The following is a 15,866-nucleotide window of genomic DNA, read 5'->3' as shown; positions in this document are numbered from 1 at the left end:
TCACGTTCGTTTATCGAGAAGCATGACGTCGGACAACCACGGTGGAATGGGTTCTCGCCGTCCACGAATCGAAGCTTCGGACCCACAACACGAAACGGAACATCGACTTTACGAGCGGTTACACGCCGAAATCGAGTCCCTGCATCGACGCCTCGCGGAAACCCAGCGAAGAGTGGCGACGCTCGAAGCGGAACGGGAGCGGTGGGAACGAGTCCTTCGGGTGTGTTCGATGTGTGGACGGGTCAGCACACGGCCGGAACCCGACGATAGGTGCCCCTACTGTCAGACCGGTCGGCTCCATCGGCTGTAGTCGGGTCGGACTGGTGGAGACGGGCAACGCTATAATCCGTCGATTCGAACCATCGTCCGATGGGGCCGGAAACCCGCGATGAGTTGCTCGACGCAGCGGAACGCTACGCCAGAACGGTTCCGATCCCGGTAGATTTCGAACGGATCGAGTGGGAGTGTTCGGACCGCGCAGTCCGCCGTGCGGGTGCCTGTCTCTACGATCACCGAACCGAGCAGGTGACGATTCGGTTGACGTGGGAGGCCTATCGCTCGTTCGGGTGGGACGAGTTCACGGGGACGATTCGACACGAACTGGTTCACGCGTGGGAGTTTCAACGGTTCAGCGAGTCCGGACACGGACGACGGTTCAAAGCGAAGGCGCGCGAACTCGACGCACCACGTCACTGTCGTTCGTTCGCGGACGCGCGTCTCCGCCTCGTCTGTTCGTCCTGTGACTGGGAGGCACGGCGGTTTCGTGCCTCCGAGGCGGTCAAGAGACCGGCGGAACGACGGTGCGGAAGTTGTGGTTCGCGGTACCGGGTGGAGCACGTCGAGAGCGGGAGACGATGGCGAACGCACGCCGGTTATCTGGTCGCACGACGGAAGCTCGATGGCGATTGGTAACGACGAGTCAGTCGGTAATCGTCCCGATGAACGTGATCAGCTCCGCGAGCGGTTCCGCGTTGCCTTCCGGATACAGCGTGCCGCTGGGACCGTCGGGCGCGGACAACACGTCGGCGTCCTCCAGGACCGAGATGTGCTGTTGATAAAACGTCGTGTAGACGGTCGTTCGGTTGTCCGTCGTCCAATCAGAGCCGAACTCCCGAGCGGTGACTTCGTCCACGAGCGTCCGCATCGGAATCACGTCTGACACGTTCGCCATGATGGAGATGGCGTGTCGTCGGCGTTCGACGCGACACAGGTTGAACAGGTCGTCGTGGGACAGCTCTATCGGTGAAGAAACAGGTTCACTACCGAACAATCGTCCCAACATTGATACGATTGTCAGCGGAGCATCAACTTACGTGTTGTGGTTCGGAGGAAACGACGGGAGGATCATTCCGTGACGACGGTGACGGCGCCGTCGAAATCGAGGATGACCGACTGCGTTCGGTCGCCGAACAGCGCTTTCCCCGTCGGGGAACGCTTCCGGCCCGCGAGGAAGACGTGGTCACAGCCGAGGTCGTTCGCGGTGGCGAGAATTTCGTCGCGCTCGTCGCCGATGCGACCCACCGACTCGTGTTCGACGTCGACGCCGTCGAGCACCTCGTCGCCCGAGGTCAGCAGCGAACTGTCGAGCACCTTCGAGCGCTTGCCCTGCGGTGTAGGAGCTTTCGAGGTTCGGAATTCGTTCCAGGGACGTTCGCGTCTCCTCGTACTCGTCGTTGGTCGTGACGTGGAGCAAGACGAGTTCCGCCTCGACGCCCGCAGCGAGTTCGCCCGCTTCCCGAACCAATTCTTTTGCCGACTCGGATGCCTCGATGACGGCGAGTGCCCGTTTCATACCAAATATTGCCAAACCCAGAGAATAAATAATTTAGGTTAGAGGTTGGCGTCATCGAGCGAGTGGGTCGACGAGTTACTAGCTCGAAACGTTTCGACGAGTCGGTGAGAAACCTCCCGATCCGACGCTCGACCTTCCGACCAACCTGCCGACTATGTTCGGTATCACTTTGTTACGTGGTTGGAATACGAACCGATATATACCTTCGCGGAGTTGGGTGCAACGAGAACACGTATGTCTTCGGAATCTCTTGACGTCTGCCCGGTCGTAAAATCGGTCGAGCAAATCGGGTCCCAATGGCGGTTGTCGTCCTCCACGATCTACAGGACGGCGAGAAGCGCTTCAACGAACTCAAACGCTCGACGGGTGCGAGTTCGCGGACGCTCTCGCGCGTGTTGGACGACCTCGGCGAGATGGGTTTCGTCAGTCGCCGTACCGAGGAAGACGCGCCGATAGCGACCTACTACAGCCTCAACGAGAAAGGTCGCTCGCTCTGTCCGATCTTCGAGGAGCTAGAACTGTGGGCCGCCGAGTGGCTCTAGCCTAAAAAGGAATCGAGGGGAAAACTGGGAATCGTTCACGAGAGACATCTCCGGCGATGTCCGTATCGAACGAAATATGCGTCTTTTCGGACGATTCGACGGCACAGATGCGGGGTTTCGGATGACATTCGTTTCCCAAACTGGACGCCGTCTACCCCGTGATAAAATCCTCGACGACGCGGCAAACGACAACTATTCGGCGTATCCGCCCCGAACATCGACTATGACGACTGGCGTCGTGGTACTCAATTTCGGCGAGCCGGACGAACCGACGCGGGAGAACGTGCTCGGCTATCTCGAGCGCATTTTCATGAACAACGCCGACCTCGAAGGGGACACCACCGAGGAGGAAGCGCGCCAACGGTCCCGGCAGTTGGCCGAGCGACGCGCCCCCGGACTCATCGAGGAGTACGAGGAAATCGGCGGTTCGCCGCTCGACCCACAGGCAAAAGCGCAAGCCGACGCGCTGGAGGCCGAACTCGACGAACGGGGATTCGACGCGACGACCTACGTCGGGTTCCAGTTCACCGAACCGTACATCGGGGACGCAGTCGAGCAGGCCCGCGAGGACGGCGTCGATGAACTCATCGGGCTTCCCGCCTACCCGCTCTGTGGAGCCTCGACCACCGTCGCCTCGCTCGAAGAACTCACGAACGCGGTAGAGGAGCGGGACTGGGACGTGCCGGTCCACGAGGTGACGGGATGGCACAGACACCCGACGTACAACCGGATCCGCGCGGAGAACATCCGCGAGTACGCCGACGAGGAAGACCTCGACCTGACCGACGACGACACCGAACTGCTGTTTTCGGCACACGGAACGCCGAGCCACTATCTGGACGAGGGCAGTCGCTACGACGTGTACGTGAACGAGTTCTGCGACGTGATGGCGAGCGAACTCGGCCTCGAATCGTACGCGCTCGGCTTCCAGAACCACGGTAACCGCGAGATTCCGTGGACGGAACCCGAAGTCGAGGAGGTCGTCGCCGACCTCGACGCGGAGCGCGTGGTCGTGGACCCCATCAGCTTCATGCACGAACAGAGCGAGACGCTGTCCGAACTGGACGACGAACTCCGCGAGGAAGCCGAAGAAGCGGGTCTCGACTTCTACCGCGTACCGGTTCCGCACGACGACGAGCGATTCGCCGACGTTCTCGCCGACCTCGTGGAACCGTTCGTCGCCGGGTTCGACCCGTCGTACTACCAGTTCCGCCAGTGTCAGTGTAAGGATACGCCGGGAACGATGTGTCTCAACGCTCCCCTCGACGAATGACGGTCGGAATCGTCGGCGGGGGCATCACCGGCCTCGCGCTCGCACACAATCTCGACGAGGCGGGAATCGACCACGTCATCCTCGAAGCCGACGACGAACCCGGCGGCGTGATTCGGAGCGGCCGCGTCGACGGCTACCTGCTGGAGTGGGGACCACAGCGCCTGCGACGCACGGGACCGGTGGACGAACTCATCGCCGACCTCGGCCTGGAGGACGAAGTCATCGAAGCCGGGGACACGAAACTGTTCGTCTACGCGAACGGCGCGCTCCGTCGCGCGCCGTTCTCCATCGAGGAGTTCGGCACCACCGACCTGCTGTCCTGGCGCGGCAAACTGGACGTGCTGGAGGAGCCACAAACCGACCCGGTGGACCCCGAGGAAACCGCGGCGGAGATGTTCACCCGGAAGTTCGGCGAGGAAGCGTACGAGAACCTCATCGGCCCGCTGTTCGGCGGGACGTACGGCTCACTCCCCCATCGAATGCCGGTCAAGCATTCGCTCTCCGGCGTCATGCGAATGGAGGAAACGTACGGCGACCTGCTGACGCCCGTCCTCAAACGCGCGATGGCCGACGGCAGTTCCGCCCCCGCGATGACCTTCGAGGAGGGTGTCCAGCGGCTCCCGGAGGCACTCTACGACGCCCACGAGGAGAACGTCCGTCTCGAAACGCCGGTTACCGAAATTCGAAAAAAGGGAGATGGGGATGGAAGGTTCGTCCTCGAAACCGACGACGGGTCGTTCGACGTGGACGACGTGGTCGTCACCACGCCCGCCGCGGTGAGCGCCGACCTCCTGTCGAATCTCAGCGACACGGCCGAATCGCTCCGAAGGCTGAACTACAACCCGCTCGCGTTCGTGCACCTCCGGGCCGATTCCGACCGGGACGGCTTCGGCTATCAAGTGCGCCACGACGAAGGACTCGACACGCTCGGCGTCTCCTGGAATGCGAGCATGTTCGGACGGACCGGGAAGTCGGGGAGTAAAGGAGTGTACACCGTCTTCCTCGGCGGGATGAAGAACCCGGAACTGCTCGAAGAGAGCGACGAGACGCTCGGCGAAATTGCAGCCACGGAGTTCGCCGAGGTGATGGGAAGCGACGCCGAGGTGCTGAGCGTTCACAAACTCCACCGGGGATTCCCGGCCTACGACGAGTCGTGGGACGCGCTGGATGAATTCGAAACGCCGGACGGAGTCCACCTCGCCACGAACTACACCGCGAGGATGGGCGTTCCAAGCCGAATTCGGGAGGCCAAGGCGTTGGCGGGGCAGTTGGCGAAGTAATCAGTCCAGTTCGGCATTTTCGAACCGCCAGTAACCGACTGCGAACGGAACGATTCCCCAGACGAGCAGGACGACGACCAGCCACGGGGAGAGATACGTCGGGGGTTGGCCGCCCGAGGCGATTCGGAGGGACGGGAGCAAGGACAAATGAAGCAATCCTTCGTACGCGCCGGACGGACTCAGCCATTTCACGAGGTAGGTCCACGCCGGGTAGGGAGCGACCATCATCGAAGAACCCGTTTTGAGGTACGCGACGATATTGACCAGCGTACCCCAGAACAACTGAAAGAGGGCGAACGCGCCGACCGCGAGGATTCCGGCGCGGCGGTTCGATTTCGCCAATCCCGACAGTCCGACGCCGATCGCAACGTACACGGCACCGAGGAGGACCGTCGCCGCCGTGAACAGCGCGTACGGTCCGAACGAAAACCGGCCGAACTGCGAGACGATGAAGACGACGGCGAGGAGGAAACTCGCCAACGAGGGGATGAGGGCGACGCCGCAGCGGGAGATGAACTTGCCGCCGAACACGTCTCGCCGGGAGTGGGGCAGTCCGAGCAGGAGCTTTAGCGTTCCCGACTCGCGTTCGGCGCGACCGCGCTGTACCCGACGAACAGTCCGATCAGGGGAACGAGCACCTGTGCCGCGGAGTAAACGTACTGCACTACGTCCACCGCGGTTCCGGTGCTGTAGGAGTGAATCGTGTAGAAGTACGACCACAGAACGACGAGCAGGGCGAGGACGACCGAAACGGCCCAGAACGACTTTTTCCGAGCAAAATCGAGAAAATCCTTGCGGGCCACCAATCGGAGGGACATACAGGGTCGTGTCGTCAGGTAGAAATAAAATTTCCTATCGTTCGACTTCCTTCGCCGCCTCGACGAACGCCTGCGCGTTTTCGACCGGCGTCGTCCGGTCGATGCCGTGGCCGAGGTTGAGGATGTGGCCCGAGTCGCCCGCTTTCTCGATGACCTCGTGTGTCATCTCCTTGATGAACTCCGGACTGCCGAGCAGGTAGGACGGGTCGAGGTTACCCTGAACCGGCGTGTCGCCCAACTGCTCACGGGCGTCGGCCATGTCGATGGTCCAGTCGAGGCCGACCACGTCAGCGCCCGATTCGGCGAGCAGGTCGAGTTTGCCGCCGGGGTGGCGCGCGAAGACGATGGAGGGCACGTCGATGGCGTCGAAGATGCGTTGGTGGAGTGGCAGGACGAACTCCCGGTAGTCGTCGGGGGTCAACACGCCCGACCACGTGTCGAACACCTGTATCACGTCCGCACCCTGTGCTTGTTGGTACTTGACGTACTCCACCACGACGTCGGTGAAGATTTCGAGGAGGTCGCGGAACGCTTCGGGGTGGTTCGTCCGGAACCGACGGATCGGTTTCCGCGACGTAGGTTCGTCGCCGACCACGTACGAGGCGAGCGTGTACGGCCCACCGGAGAAACCGATGATGCTCGTTTTGTCGCCGATGCTGTCCTGCAATCGATTCAGCAGTTTCCCGACGTAGTCGATTTCGGTGGCGACGTCGGTGAACGCCGTCGGGACGTCGTCCGGACCGCTGACGGGATTCGAGACGACCGGACCGACGCCGCTCTCGATGTGGTACTCGAAGCCGAGGGGTTCGAGGACGGTGAGGATGTCCGAAAACATGACGAGACCGTCCGGTTCGAACAACTCCCACGGCAGAAGGGTGATTCGTTCGGCCACCTCCGGCGTCTTGATGGCCTCCTTGAAGGAGTAGTCGCTTCGGATGTCGCGGTACTCCGGGATATATCGTCCGGCCTGCCGCATCAACCAGACCGGCGGGCGTTCGGTACGTTCGCCGCGCGCGGCACGAACCAACAGGTCGCTCATGGCTCGAAATTGGCCGGATAGCGTCTAAGCGTTTCGACTCTTCAGGCCGAGGCGTCGTAGCCAGCATCCTGAACCGCGGTGACGAGGTCAGCGGTATCCGCGTCGCCCTCGACGGTCGCAGTCCCGGCCTCGTGGTCGGCGTTGGCGTCGGAGACACCCGAGACGTCTTCGAGCGCTTCGACGACGTTCCGTTCACAACCGCCACAACTCATTCCGTCTACGTCGATGGTTTCGACCATGCAACAGCATACTCACCGCTTACTTTTTGCGATTTCGGGAAAAATCCGAAGGTAGCCAGCGGAACGAGGTAAGGGGGAGAGAACCACCGTTTCCGTCCGGTGCCGAACTGACGTCGGATGGATACCGGAGGAGTTCCAGATGGAACAGATAATTCATTTTTTAAACAAGTGAAATTTTGTATTCACCCGAATATATATTCGAAGTCACCGGCAGAGATGCGTGATGACAAAAACTGTTTTCCACCTATAACACGAAGAACAGCACAATGCGACAACTCGACGACACTGACCGGGAAATCATCCGGTTGCTCGTAGAGGACGCACGCCGCCCTTACAACGAAATCGCCGACACGGTCGATCTCTCCCCGCCGACGGTCTCCGACCGGGTCGACCGCCTCCAAGAGATCGGAATCATCCGCCGGTTCACCGCGGATTTGGATCAGGGAATCCTCATCGACGGACTCGCGCTGCTCGTCACGATCAACGCCAAACCGGGTCACGTCGATGCAATCAAGGAATCGCTCGGGTCGTTCGACGGGGTCGAACACATCTTCGTCACCGCCGACTCGCACGTCGTTTGTAAGGCGAACCTCCACGAACGGGCGGTCGAAACGCTGCTCTCGGACGCCATCGAAGGTGACGCCGTCCGCGATTACGACGTCCAGTTGCTCGTGGACGAGGAGTGGAACCCGCAACCGGGAACCATCGAGTTCGCCCCCGACTGCGTGGAATGTGGCAACACCGTCACGAACGAGGGTGAATCGACGCGCATCGAGGACGAACTGTATCACTTCTGCTGTTCGTCGTGTAAATCCCAGTTCGCCGAGCGGTACGAGCGCCTGCAGGAAGGCGTGGCTGACTGACGGGACGGTTACATAAATCCGTTTCAGGGAAGGGTTTTGATTCCATGTGACAATATACCAACCATGGCAACGAAAGGTTCGTTCGTCCGAGTCGCTGACGCGGACGAACTCCGAGAGGACACCCCGCAGATCGTACAGGCGAACGGCCACTCCATCGGGCTATTTTTCCACGAGGACGAGTTCTACGCGATAGATAACCGCTGCCCGCACATGGGTTTCCCACTGACGAAAGGATCGGTGGACGACGGCGTCCTGACCTGCCACTGGCATCACGCGCGATTCGAGATGTCCTGCGGGGATACCTTCGATCCGTTCGCCGACGACGTGCAGACCTACCCCGTCGAGATTCGGGACGGCGAGGTGTACGTCCAACCGAACCCGCCGCGGACGGAACCACCCGAGGAGCACTGGCGCAACCGTCTCGAACACGGATTGCAGGAGAACATCGACCTCGTGGTCGCCAAAGCCGTCATCGGGTTGGAGTCCGAAGGCGTCCCGTCCACCGTCCCGGTGGAACTCGGGGCGGAGTTCGGCACCCACTATCGACAGGCCGGATGGGGACGAGGGTTGACGACGCTCGGCGTGATGGCGAACCTGTTGGACGACGTGCGGGCGGAGGACCGTCGGCGAGCGCTCTACGTCGGACTGACCGAAGTCGCCGACGAGTGTTCGGGCGAACCGCCGTTCTTCGTCCAGGAGTCGCTCTCGACGGAGGACGTGTCCGCGGGGCGCCTGACCGAGTGGTTCCGCGACAACATCGAGGTGCGGGACTCGGACGGGGCGGAACGCGTACTCAGAGCCGCAATCGGCGAAGGACTGGACGAGTCGAAAATCGCGGGGATGCTCGTCGCGCCGTCACCGACCACCTCTACCTCGGCACCGGTCACCGACTGGATTTCATCAACAAGGCGTTCCAGACGCTGGACCACGTCGGGTGGGAGCACGCGGACGACGTGCTCCCCAGCCTCGTTCCGGGGCTCGCGTCGGCGAACCGGGCGGAAGAGAACTCCTCGTGGCGGCAACCCATCGACGTGGCGGAATTGTGTTTCGACGCCGCCGACGAACTGCCGGAGTTGCTCGAAACGGGGGAGGGAGAAACGTGGACGGAACCGGACGACTTCGTCGAAACTCTCCTCGGCGAGGACCCGCACGCCATCATGGACGCGGTCACGGGCGCAATCGAGGACGGCGCGACGGCGGCGGAACTCGCCCAAGTCGTGACGTTCGCCGCCGCGCGACGCGTCGCCCAGTTCGGAACGTCGAACGAGTTCCGCGACTGGAACACCGTCCACCACACCTACACCTACGCGAACGCGGTGTACGGACTCGCGGGGCGGACGGACGCGCCCGAGGCCTATCGCGGCGTCTCGACGCGGCGATGAGCGTCTACCTCGACAGGTTCCTCAACACGCCGCCGACGCGACTTCCGGAACCGGACGGAAACCGCTCGCCCGACGCCGTGCTGGACGAACTGATGGAGACCTTCGAGGTGGAGTCCAACGCGGAAGTGGACAGAGCGGGAAGGCTGACAGCGGAGTATCTCGAAGCCGAGGGAGACACGGACCTGCTGAAACGGAAACTCGGCGAGGCGCTCCTGCGCGAGGACGTCGGGTTCCACACCCGGCAGAACGTCGAGGCGGCGTTCGATCAGTACGACACGCTCGCGGGCGAAGGAATCGAGGAGAGCGAAGAAAGAGCGCGGATTCACCTCATCGGAACCGCTCGCTACCTCTCGGCGCACACGCCGACGCGGCGGGCGGGCGAACAGACGTTCCAAATCGCGGAACGGCTCAACCGAGGCGAGAATATCCACGAGATGGACTGAGCGGACGGTAACTACGAGCGGGCGGGTGGACCGTTTTTTGGTCGGTTTGGACTCGTAGTGGAAAGGCCGTCCATCGGAGTACGCAGTGCCGTGCCAGACACAAATCAAGTAAATTTGTATTACTGAAACTCGATTGGGAAACGTTTATGCCGTAGTGACTGGACACCACATATAGCGGTTGGAAGAAGCGAGACCCCATATGTGGGTTTAAGCAACAGGAGGTACAAGGAGTGACAACCATGAACTGCCCGGATTGCGGGAACGAACGGACGCGAGTCATCGACACCACGAGCGCCGACGGAACGTCGGTACGACGGCGGCGCGATGCCAACGGTGCTCGTTTCGATTCACGACGTACGAGCGTCCGGAATGGGACTCCCTCCAGGTGAAGAAACGCGACGGGAACATCGAGTCGTACAACCGCCGGAAGCTCCGTGCGGGGATCGACCGAGCCGTCGAAAAACGCCACGTGAGCGAGGAATCCGTGACGAGTCTGGTCGAGGAAGTGGAGTCCGACCTCCAGAACCGGGACACGCGCATCGTCTCGTCCAGCCTCGTCGGTGACCTCGTCTCCGAGCGCCTGCGCGAACTGGACCAAGTCGCGTACATCCGGTTCGTCTCCGTGTACAAGGCGTTCTCCGAACCGGAGGAGTTCCTCCGCGAACTCGACGCGGTTCTCGACGCGGAACTGGACGACGACCCTCCTCATCCGACCGACAAGTAAAACGAGTTAACGATTTATGAGCCACCAATCAACAGCGACGACGACGGACGCTCGGTCGATTCTGGACCGAGCACGAACGGGCCACGAAACGATACTTTCGGCGGACGACTGGGACGACATCGTCACCGAAATCGAGCGGAACTCCTACGACGGCGCGAGCACCGACGAACTGTATCGAGCCGTCGTCGACGCGCTCTCCGCGCGCGTCGAACGCGACCCGACGTTCAAGAGAATCGCCGCGGCCGCGGCGCGCCAGCGGTACTACCGCGAGGTTATCGGCGAGGATTTGGAAGGGTACGAACTGGACAAGGAGTACCGCTCGACGTTCGTCGACAACCTCGAACACGGCGTCGAAATCGGCCGTCTCGACCCGCGACTAACCGAAACCTTCGACCTCGAATCGCTGGCCGACTACCTCGAACTGAGCCGAGACGAGCGGTTCGAGCACATGGCGATGGACACGCTGATTCAGCGGTACTTCCTCAAAACCGAGGAGAACGGCGAGCACCTCGAACTGCCGCAGGCGTTCTGGATGCGCGTCGCGATGGGATTGGCTGTCGAAGAGGACGAACCGCAGCGCCGGGCCGAGGAGTTCTACGACGTCCTCTCGAAACTGGAGTTCACCCCCTCGACACCGACGCTGTTCCACAGCGGGACGACCCACCCGCAACTGTCGTCGTGTTACCTGACGACGGTCTCGGACGACCTCGAACACATCTTCGAGTCGTACAAAGGCCACGCACAGCTTTCGAAGTGGAGCGGCGGCCTCGGCAACGACTGGACCAACCTCCGCGCGGGCGGCGCGCTCATCGAATCGACGGGCGTGGAATCCACCGGCGTCGTGCCGTTCCTCCGCATCAGCAACGACGTGACGGCGGTGATAAACCGCTCCGGGAAGCGGCGCGGGGCGGCCTGTGGGTACCTCGCCTGCTGGCATCTGGACTTCCCCGCCTTCATCGACCTGAAACGGAACACGGGCGACGAACGCCGACGCACGCCGGACATGAACACGGCGGCGTGGATTCCGGACCTGTTCATGAAGCGCGTCGAACAGGGGGAGGAATGGACGCTGTTCAGCCCCGACGAGGTGCCGGACCTCCACGACCTGTCCGGTGCCGCCTTCGAGGAGAAATATCGCGAGTACGAAGCGATGGCGGACGAGGGCGAGTTCCGTCAGTACGAGCGCATCGATGCCAAGGAACTGTGGCGCAAAACCCTCACGCGCCTGTTCGAGACGGGCCACCCGTGGTTGACGTTCAAGGACCCGTGTAACGTCCGCTCGCCGCAGGACCACGTCGGGACGGTTCACTCCTCGAACCTCTGCACCGAAATCACGCTGAACACGAGCGAGGACGAACACGCCGTCTGCAACCTCGGCAGCGTGAACTTCGTTACGCACGTCGAAGGAAATGAACTCGATCGCGACCACCTCGCGGACACCATCGAAACCGCCATGCGGATGTTGGACAACGTCGTTGACCTCTGTTTCTACCCCACCGACGAGGCCGAGGAGTCGAACATGCGACACCGGCCGGTCGGACTCGGAACGATGGGATTCCACGACGCGCTGATGGAACTCGGAATCCCGATGGACTCCGAAGAGGGTATCGAGGCCGCGAACCGCTGGCAGGAGTTCGTTTCCTACCACGCCATCCTGAACTCCTCGAAACTCGCCGCCGAGCGAGAACCCTATCCGTCCTACGACGGTTCGAAGTGGGATCGCGGCCTGCTCCCGCAGGACACCGTCGATTCGCTCGAAGCGGAACGAGGGAGGGAGATTCCGACCGACCGCGAGGAGACCCTCGACTGGTACGTCGTCCGCGAACACGTCGAGGAGCACGGGATGCGCAACTCGAACACGATGGCCATCGCGCCGACGGCCACGGTTTCGACCATCAACGGAACCACGCCGTCCATCGAACCGCAGTACTCAAACCTCTACGTGAAATCGAACATGTCCGGCGAGTTCACCGTCATCAACGACCACCTCGTTGACGACCTACAAGAAATCGACGAGTGGGACGAAGAGATGGTGGACCGAATCAAGTATCACGACGGTTCGATTCAGGAGATAGACGCCGTTCCGAACGACCTGAAGGAACTGTATCGCGGGGCGTTCGAGATCGATCCGCGCCACCAACTGGAACTGACCGCCCACCGGCAGACGTGGATCGACCAATCGGTCTCGCACAACGTCTTCTTCCCGTCCACGGACGGTACGCTCCTCGACGACGTGTACAAGACTGCGTGGCGGTTGGGCCTGAAGACGACCTACTACCTGCGGACGCTCGGCGCGTCGGGAATCGAAAAGTCGACGCTCGACATGGCCGAGTACGGTAAGAGCCAGCACCGGGACGAGTTCGGAGCCGACGAGGCCGAGACCGACGGCGGACGACCGGCGGACGAAGCGGACGGGAAGGACCTCTGTACCGTCGAAGACCCGACGTGCGACGCCTGTCAGTAATCGATCACACGATCACCATTTCAACCCATCCATGCCACTCATCAACAACGACGCCGAACACGACCCGAACAGGATACTCCCGCTGGACTACGACTGGGCCCGCGACTACTACCAAGCGGGCGTCAACAACAACTGGGTTCCCGAGGAGATTCCCATGCAGGACGACATCTCCCAGTGGAACGGAAGCGCCCTCTCGGATGCCGAGCGCCAACTCGTGGAGTGGAACCTCGGCTTCTTCTCGACGGCCGAATCGCTCACCGCGAACAACATCGTCCTCGCGCTGTACGAGTACGTGACCGCGCCCGAGTGTCGTCAGTATCTCCTCCGACAAGCCTACGAGGAGGCGATTCACACGGACACGTTCATCTACTGCTGTGACTCGCTCGGCTTCGACCCGGACTACCTGTACGGGATGTACGAGCGGGTTCCCTCCATCGAGGAGAAAGACGAGTTCGTGGTGAACCTGACGCGGGCCATCAACCGCCCGGATTTCACCATCGACACCGAAGACGACGTCCGCGAATTCCTGCGCGACCTGGTCGGCTTCTATGTCATCATGGAAGGCGTCTTCTTCTACGCCGGGTTCGCCATGATGCTCGGGCTGAAACGCCAGAACAAGATGGTCGGCATCGGCCAGCAGTTCGAGTACATCATGCGCGACGAGTCGCTTCACGTCGGCTTCGGCGTGGACCTCATCAACGAGATTCGGACCGAGAACCCGGGCGTGTGGACCGACGAGTTCGGCGACGAGGTGACCGAGCTCATCACCGAGGCCGTCGAGTTGGAGAAGATCTACGCCTACGAGGCGTGCCCCGACGAAATCCTCGGCATGAGCGCGGAACAGTTCGCCGAGTACGTCGAACACGTCGCCGACCGCAGACTCGGACAGTTGGACCTCCCGGAGCAGTACGGCACCGACAACCCGTTCCCGTGGATGTCCGAGCAGGTGGACCTGAACAAGGAGAAGAACTTCTTCGAGACGCAGGTCACCGAGTATCAGAGCGGCGGGTCGCTCGACTGGTAACGGTCGTTCTTATTGGGATGCGCTGATCGACGTACGACGCTTTTCGCGGCGACGAAGCGCGTCGTCGCGCAGGGTTTTCTGGTCGTCGGTCGGGCAGTCGAGGTCCGGGACCGACGCCGGTCGCTCGTCCTCGTCGAGCGCGACCATGGTGAAAAACGACGTCGCGGTGTCTCGCTTCTCGTTCCGACTGGGCCGTTCGGCGCGGACCGTGACGACGACGTCCATGCTCGTCTTCCCCGTTTCGAACACGTACCCCTCCACGGTCACGATGTCGCCGAGATCGATAGGACCCAAAAAATCGACGTGATCCATCGACGCCGTCACGACCTGCCGCCGCGAGAATCGGCGGGACGAAATCGCGGCGCAGATGTCCATCCAGTGGAGCACCGACCCGCCGAGCGCCCGCCCGAGGTTGTTCGTATCGTTCGGCATCAGGATTTCGCTCATGACCGTGTGGGATTCCGAGAGGGTCTCCGTTTCGTTCATCGAGCGGACGTACACGACGCCCACAGATAAATCATCTGTACTTGCGTTATTGAAAGTTTATTTGCTTTCACGGCCGTCTCACTTATTCACCCCCACATCGTGCGGATGGACGGATGTGGGGAGACAAGACCATCATCGCGGGGGCACCGCTCGGCGCTTGGTTGCTCGTCGCGCCGTTCGCGGTGTACGGAGAAATGCTCGCGCCGAACTTCTGGAACGACATCATCGTCGGCACGGCCGTGCTGATTCTCGCTTTGTACGGGATGATCTGTATCTGGCGAGAAAAACGAATCAGCATCGCGGCGGGAATACTCCTCGCCTTGCTCGGGTTGTGGCAGGTGACACGTCCGTTCCTCGTCGCAACCACCGGGCCGGTTCCCCGGTGGGGCGACGCGGCCATCGGCGTTCTCCTCTGTTTCCTCGGCGGCCGCGTCATTCGGGAGGCGCGTCGTTCGATGCGAGTCGATCAACCGACGCGAACGAGGTCGGCGGGGACTAGGATGATCGGGCCGTCGAATTGCCACGACGTGACGTGGCGTTCATCGCGGCCGCGTACCACGGCGGTCGGCGGATTTCCGTCGCCCCGACGTCCGAAACGTCGAACGTCTCGGTTCGGTAAACCGCCTTGCCGTCGTTCGTCCCGGATACCTCGAATCGGTAGTGGTGGACGACGCCCCACGTATCGATGACCGCCACGAGCGAGGCGTTGTGGACGGTGTCGAAGTTTGTGAGAAGCGATGGATGGACGAGGTCGTTTGCGACGACTCGATACATCGGGGTTCCCGAGTCATTCGTCCGCTCGATCCGCGTCACGTTCAGCACGGAGGTGAGAACGTACAGTCGGTCACGGTTCGTGGTTCGCCCTTCTCGTGCAGCCGTATTGCCTATCCGTCGGTAATTCGTCGTCTCGTCGACCGTTTGAGCGAGCAACGACAGACTACCGTTCGACCACACGGAAGCCACGTATTTCGACGAGTTTACGTCGAGCAGCGTTCCGTTCTGGACGGTGTGATAGGTGAAGTGGTCACGGTTCGTACCGGATCGGTAGCGTGTGCGAAAGTAACCGAGTACGCTCCCGTTGCTGGCCCTTTCGGTGACCCGATATCGAGCAGTGTACGAATCCTCCCGAAGAATCTCATCATGAGCGGCGGTCAGTTTCTCCCGGTCGGTGAACCCGCTCGCCGACAGACCGGGAACGAGTTGGCCGGAGAGTTCCGTCGTCGTTTTCGGTGCGGGATTCGGCTCCGACGAAGTGAACGCGTTACACCCGGCCGTGACGAGCGAGAGGACGAGTACGAATGCGAGGAGGGCACGACGCATCGAGGGAAAATAGAATCGATATGATATAAAAAGGTACGGAACAGCCGATACGGGGACAGCAAGAAAGGATATTCCCGAATAGAGTTTCGGTGGCAGCGTCCAACCTCGATTCGACATTACTATCGAAGGATTCTGATCCAACAAATCGCAGTTTCTAAACGGCAACGTGAATGAACC

The 15,866-nt window shown here is 61.5% G+C and carries 15 protein-coding genes and 4 pseudogenes; 9 read left to right on the top strand and 10 right to left on the bottom strand.

Annotation, left to right across the window (positions count from 1 at the left end; genetic code table 11):
* Positions 1–118 precede the first annotated feature (118 nt).
* The gene (locus A4G99_RS25000) at positions 119–301 is read right to left on the bottom strand and encodes a hypothetical protein (protein WP_150123007.1); all 183 of its coding nucleotides are present in this window, start codon (positions 299–301) and stop codon (positions 119–121) included.
* 68 nt (positions 302–369) lie between these two features.
* Here A4G99_RS25000 and A4G99_RS02120 point away from each other — a divergent pair, with 68 nt between their 5' ends.
* Positions 370–912: a SprT-like domain-containing protein gene (locus tag A4G99_RS02120; RefSeq protein WP_066138865.1), complete on the top strand. Its 543-nt coding sequence runs from the start codon at positions 370–372 to the stop codon at positions 910–912.
* Positions 913–919: 7 nt separating this feature from the next.
* Here the strand turns inward: A4G99_RS02120 and A4G99_RS02115 are convergent, their stop codons facing one another.
* A complete protein-coding gene (locus A4G99_RS02115) occupies positions 920–1,171 on the bottom strand; it encodes a hypothetical protein (protein ID WP_223301600.1) in 252 nt (83 codons plus the stop codon).
* Between the two features lie 173 nt (positions 1,172–1,344).
* A pseudogene (locus A4G99_RS02110) lies at positions 1,345–1,792 on the bottom strand (universal stress protein).
* A gap of 234 nt (positions 1,793–2,026) precedes the next feature.
* Between A4G99_RS02110 and A4G99_RS02105 the strand changes: the two are divergent.
* The 3 genes and pseudogenes from A4G99_RS02105 (at position 2,027) to hemG (ending at position 4,887) form a co-directional block, all read left to right on the top strand.
* Positions 2,027–2,334, top strand: a pseudogene (locus tag A4G99_RS02105) (winged helix-turn-helix transcriptional regulator).
* 223 nt (positions 2,335–2,557) lie between these two features.
* Entirely contained in the window at positions 2,558–3,607 is a 1,050-nt protein-coding gene (hemH, locus tag A4G99_RS02100) for a ferrochelatase (protein WP_066138859.1), read from the top strand.
* Positions 3,604–4,887 carry a protoporphyrinogen oxidase gene (gene hemG / locus A4G99_RS02095; protein WP_066138857.1) on the top strand — a complete coding sequence of 428 codons (1,284 nt, stop codon included), beginning with the start codon at positions 3,604–3,606 and terminating at the stop codon, positions 4,885–4,887. The genes hemH and hemG overlap by 4 nt, the downstream gene beginning before the upstream one ends.
* Here hemG and A4G99_RS02090 read toward each other — a convergent pair whose 3' ends face one another.
* From A4G99_RS02090 to A4G99_RS02080, 4 genes are read right to left on the bottom strand one after another with little or no spacing between them, the layout of a single operon-like run.
* The gene (locus tag A4G99_RS02090) at positions 4,888–5,418 is read right to left on the bottom strand and encodes an ABC transporter permease subunit (RefSeq protein WP_255358982.1); all 531 of its coding nucleotides are present in this window, start codon (positions 5,416–5,418) and stop codon (positions 4,888–4,890) included.
* Positions 5,419–5,453: 35 nt separating this feature from the next.
* A complete protein-coding gene (locus tag A4G99_RS26630) occupies positions 5,454–5,705 on the bottom strand; it encodes a hypothetical protein (protein WP_223301598.1) in 252 nt (83 codons plus the stop codon).
* 34 nt (positions 5,706–5,739) lie between these two features.
* A complete protein-coding gene (gene hemE, locus A4G99_RS02085; RefSeq protein WP_066138854.1) occupies positions 5,740–6,744 on the bottom strand; it encodes a uroporphyrinogen decarboxylase in 1,005 nt (334 codons plus the stop codon).
* A 41-nt stretch (positions 6,745–6,785) separates the two neighbouring features.
* On the bottom strand, positions 6,786–6,983 hold the full coding sequence (locus A4G99_RS02080; RefSeq protein WP_066138851.1) for a heavy-metal-associated domain-containing protein: 198 nt from the start codon (positions 6,981–6,983) through the stop codon (positions 6,786–6,788).
* A gap of 266 nt (positions 6,984–7,249) precedes the next feature.
* On the opposite strand from A4G99_RS02080, the gene A4G99_RS02075 reads away from it, so the two are divergent.
* From A4G99_RS02075 to A4G99_RS02055, 5 genes and pseudogenes are all read left to right on the top strand, one after another.
* Complete coding sequence (locus A4G99_RS02075; RefSeq protein ID WP_066138848.1) at positions 7,250–7,846, top strand: AsnC family transcriptional regulator; 597 nt, start codon at positions 7,250–7,252, stop codon at positions 7,844–7,846.
* Between the two features lie 63 nt (positions 7,847–7,909).
* Positions 7,910–9,671 (top strand): annotated as a pseudogene (locus A4G99_RS02070) (Rieske (2Fe-2S) protein).
* Positions 9,672–9,910: 239 nt separating this feature from the next.
* Positions 9,911–10,395, top strand: a pseudogene (nrdR, locus tag A4G99_RS02065) (transcriptional regulator NrdR).
* Positions 10,396–10,411: 16 nt separating this feature from the next.
* Entirely contained in the window at positions 10,412–12,859 is a 2,448-nt protein-coding gene (locus A4G99_RS02060; RefSeq protein WP_066138845.1) for a ribonucleoside-diphosphate reductase subunit alpha, read from the top strand.
* A 31-nt stretch (positions 12,860–12,890) separates the two neighbouring features.
* Positions 12,891–13,883: a ribonucleotide-diphosphate reductase subunit beta gene (locus A4G99_RS02055; protein ID WP_066138842.1), complete on the top strand. Its 993-nt coding sequence runs from the start codon at positions 12,891–12,893 to the stop codon at positions 13,881–13,883.
* A 9-nt stretch (positions 13,884–13,892) separates the two neighbouring features.
* On the opposite strand, the gene A4G99_RS02050 is transcribed toward A4G99_RS02055, so the two are convergent.
* From A4G99_RS02050 to A4G99_RS26610, 3 genes are all read right to left on the bottom strand, one after another.
* Positions 13,893–14,369 carry an acyl-CoA thioesterase gene (locus tag A4G99_RS02050; protein WP_066138964.1) on the bottom strand — a complete coding sequence of 159 codons (477 nt, stop codon included), beginning with the start codon at positions 14,367–14,369 and terminating at the stop codon, positions 13,893–13,895.
* An 82-nt stretch (positions 14,370–14,451) separates the two neighbouring features.
* Positions 14,452–14,805 carry a hypothetical protein gene (locus tag A4G99_RS26615; RefSeq protein WP_066138839.1) on the bottom strand — a complete coding sequence of 118 codons (354 nt, stop codon included), beginning with the start codon at positions 14,803–14,805 and terminating at the stop codon, positions 14,452–14,454.
* Between the two features lie 59 nt (positions 14,806–14,864).
* Positions 14,865–15,689 (bottom strand): hypothetical protein, encoded by an 825-nt coding sequence (locus tag A4G99_RS26610; protein WP_066138835.1) that lies wholly within the window; start codon positions 15,687–15,689, stop codon positions 14,865–14,867.
* Between the last annotated feature and the right edge of the window lie 177 nt (positions 15,690–15,866).

The organism is Haladaptatus sp. R4 (assembly GCF_001625445.1).
Classification (GTDB): domain Archaea; phylum Halobacteriota; class Halobacteria; order Halobacteriales; family Haladaptataceae; genus Haladaptatus.
This window is presented reverse-complemented; position numbering and strand designations above follow the sequence as displayed.

What these genes read in the sequence shown, in the direction of transcription:
- A4G99_RS02120 (WP_066138865.1), top strand. Translation starts at nt 370, where the DNA reads ATGGGGCCGGAAACCCGCGATGAGTTGCTCGACGCAGCGGAACGCTAC.
- A4G99_RS02075 (WP_066138848.1), top strand. Translation starts at nt 7,250, where the DNA reads ATGCGACAACTCGACGACACTGACCGGGAAATCATCCGGTTGCTCGTA.
- A4G99_RS02080 (WP_066138851.1), bottom strand. Translation starts at nt 6,983, where the DNA reads ATGGTCGAAACCATCGACGTAGACGGAATGAGTTGTGGCGGTTGTGAA.
- A4G99_RS02115 (WP_223301600.1), bottom strand. Translation starts at nt 1,171, where the DNA reads ATGGCGAACGTGTCAGACGTGATTCCGATGCGGACGCTCGTGGACGAA.
- A4G99_RS25000 (WP_150123007.1), bottom strand. Translation starts at nt 301, where the DNA reads ATGGAGCCGACCGGTCTGACAGTAGGGGCACCTATCGTCGGGTTCCGG.
- hemG (WP_066138857.1), top strand. Translation starts at nt 3,604, where the DNA reads ATGACGGTCGGAATCGTCGGCGGGGGCATCACCGGCCTCGCGCTCGCA.
- A4G99_RS26610 (WP_066138835.1), bottom strand. Translation starts at nt 15,689, where the DNA reads ATGCGTCGTGCCCTCCTCGCATTCGTACTCGTCCTCTCGCTCGTCACG.
- hemH (WP_066138859.1), top strand. Translation starts at nt 2,558, where the DNA reads ATGACGACTGGCGTCGTGGTACTCAATTTCGGCGAGCCGGACGAACCG.
- A4G99_RS26615 (WP_066138839.1), bottom strand. Translation starts at nt 14,805, where the DNA reads ATGACGCGGCCGCCGAGGAAACAGAGGAGAACGCCGATGGCCGCGTCG.
- A4G99_RS02055 (WP_066138842.1), top strand. Translation starts at nt 12,891, where the DNA reads ATGCCACTCATCAACAACGACGCCGAACACGACCCGAACAGGATACTC.
- A4G99_RS02050 (WP_066138964.1), bottom strand. Translation starts at nt 14,369, where the DNA reads ATGAACGAAACGGAGACCCTCTCGGAATCCCACACGGTCATGAGCGAA.
- A4G99_RS26630 (WP_223301598.1), bottom strand. Translation starts at nt 5,705, where the DNA reads ATGTCCCTCCGATTGGTGGCCCGCAAGGATTTTCTCGATTTTGCTCGG.
- hemE (WP_066138854.1), bottom strand. Translation starts at nt 6,744, where the DNA reads ATGAGCGACCTGTTGGTTCGTGCCGCGCGCGGCGAACGTACCGAACGC.
- A4G99_RS02060 (WP_066138845.1), top strand. Translation starts at nt 10,412, where the DNA reads ATGAGCCACCAATCAACAGCGACGACGACGGACGCTCGGTCGATTCTG.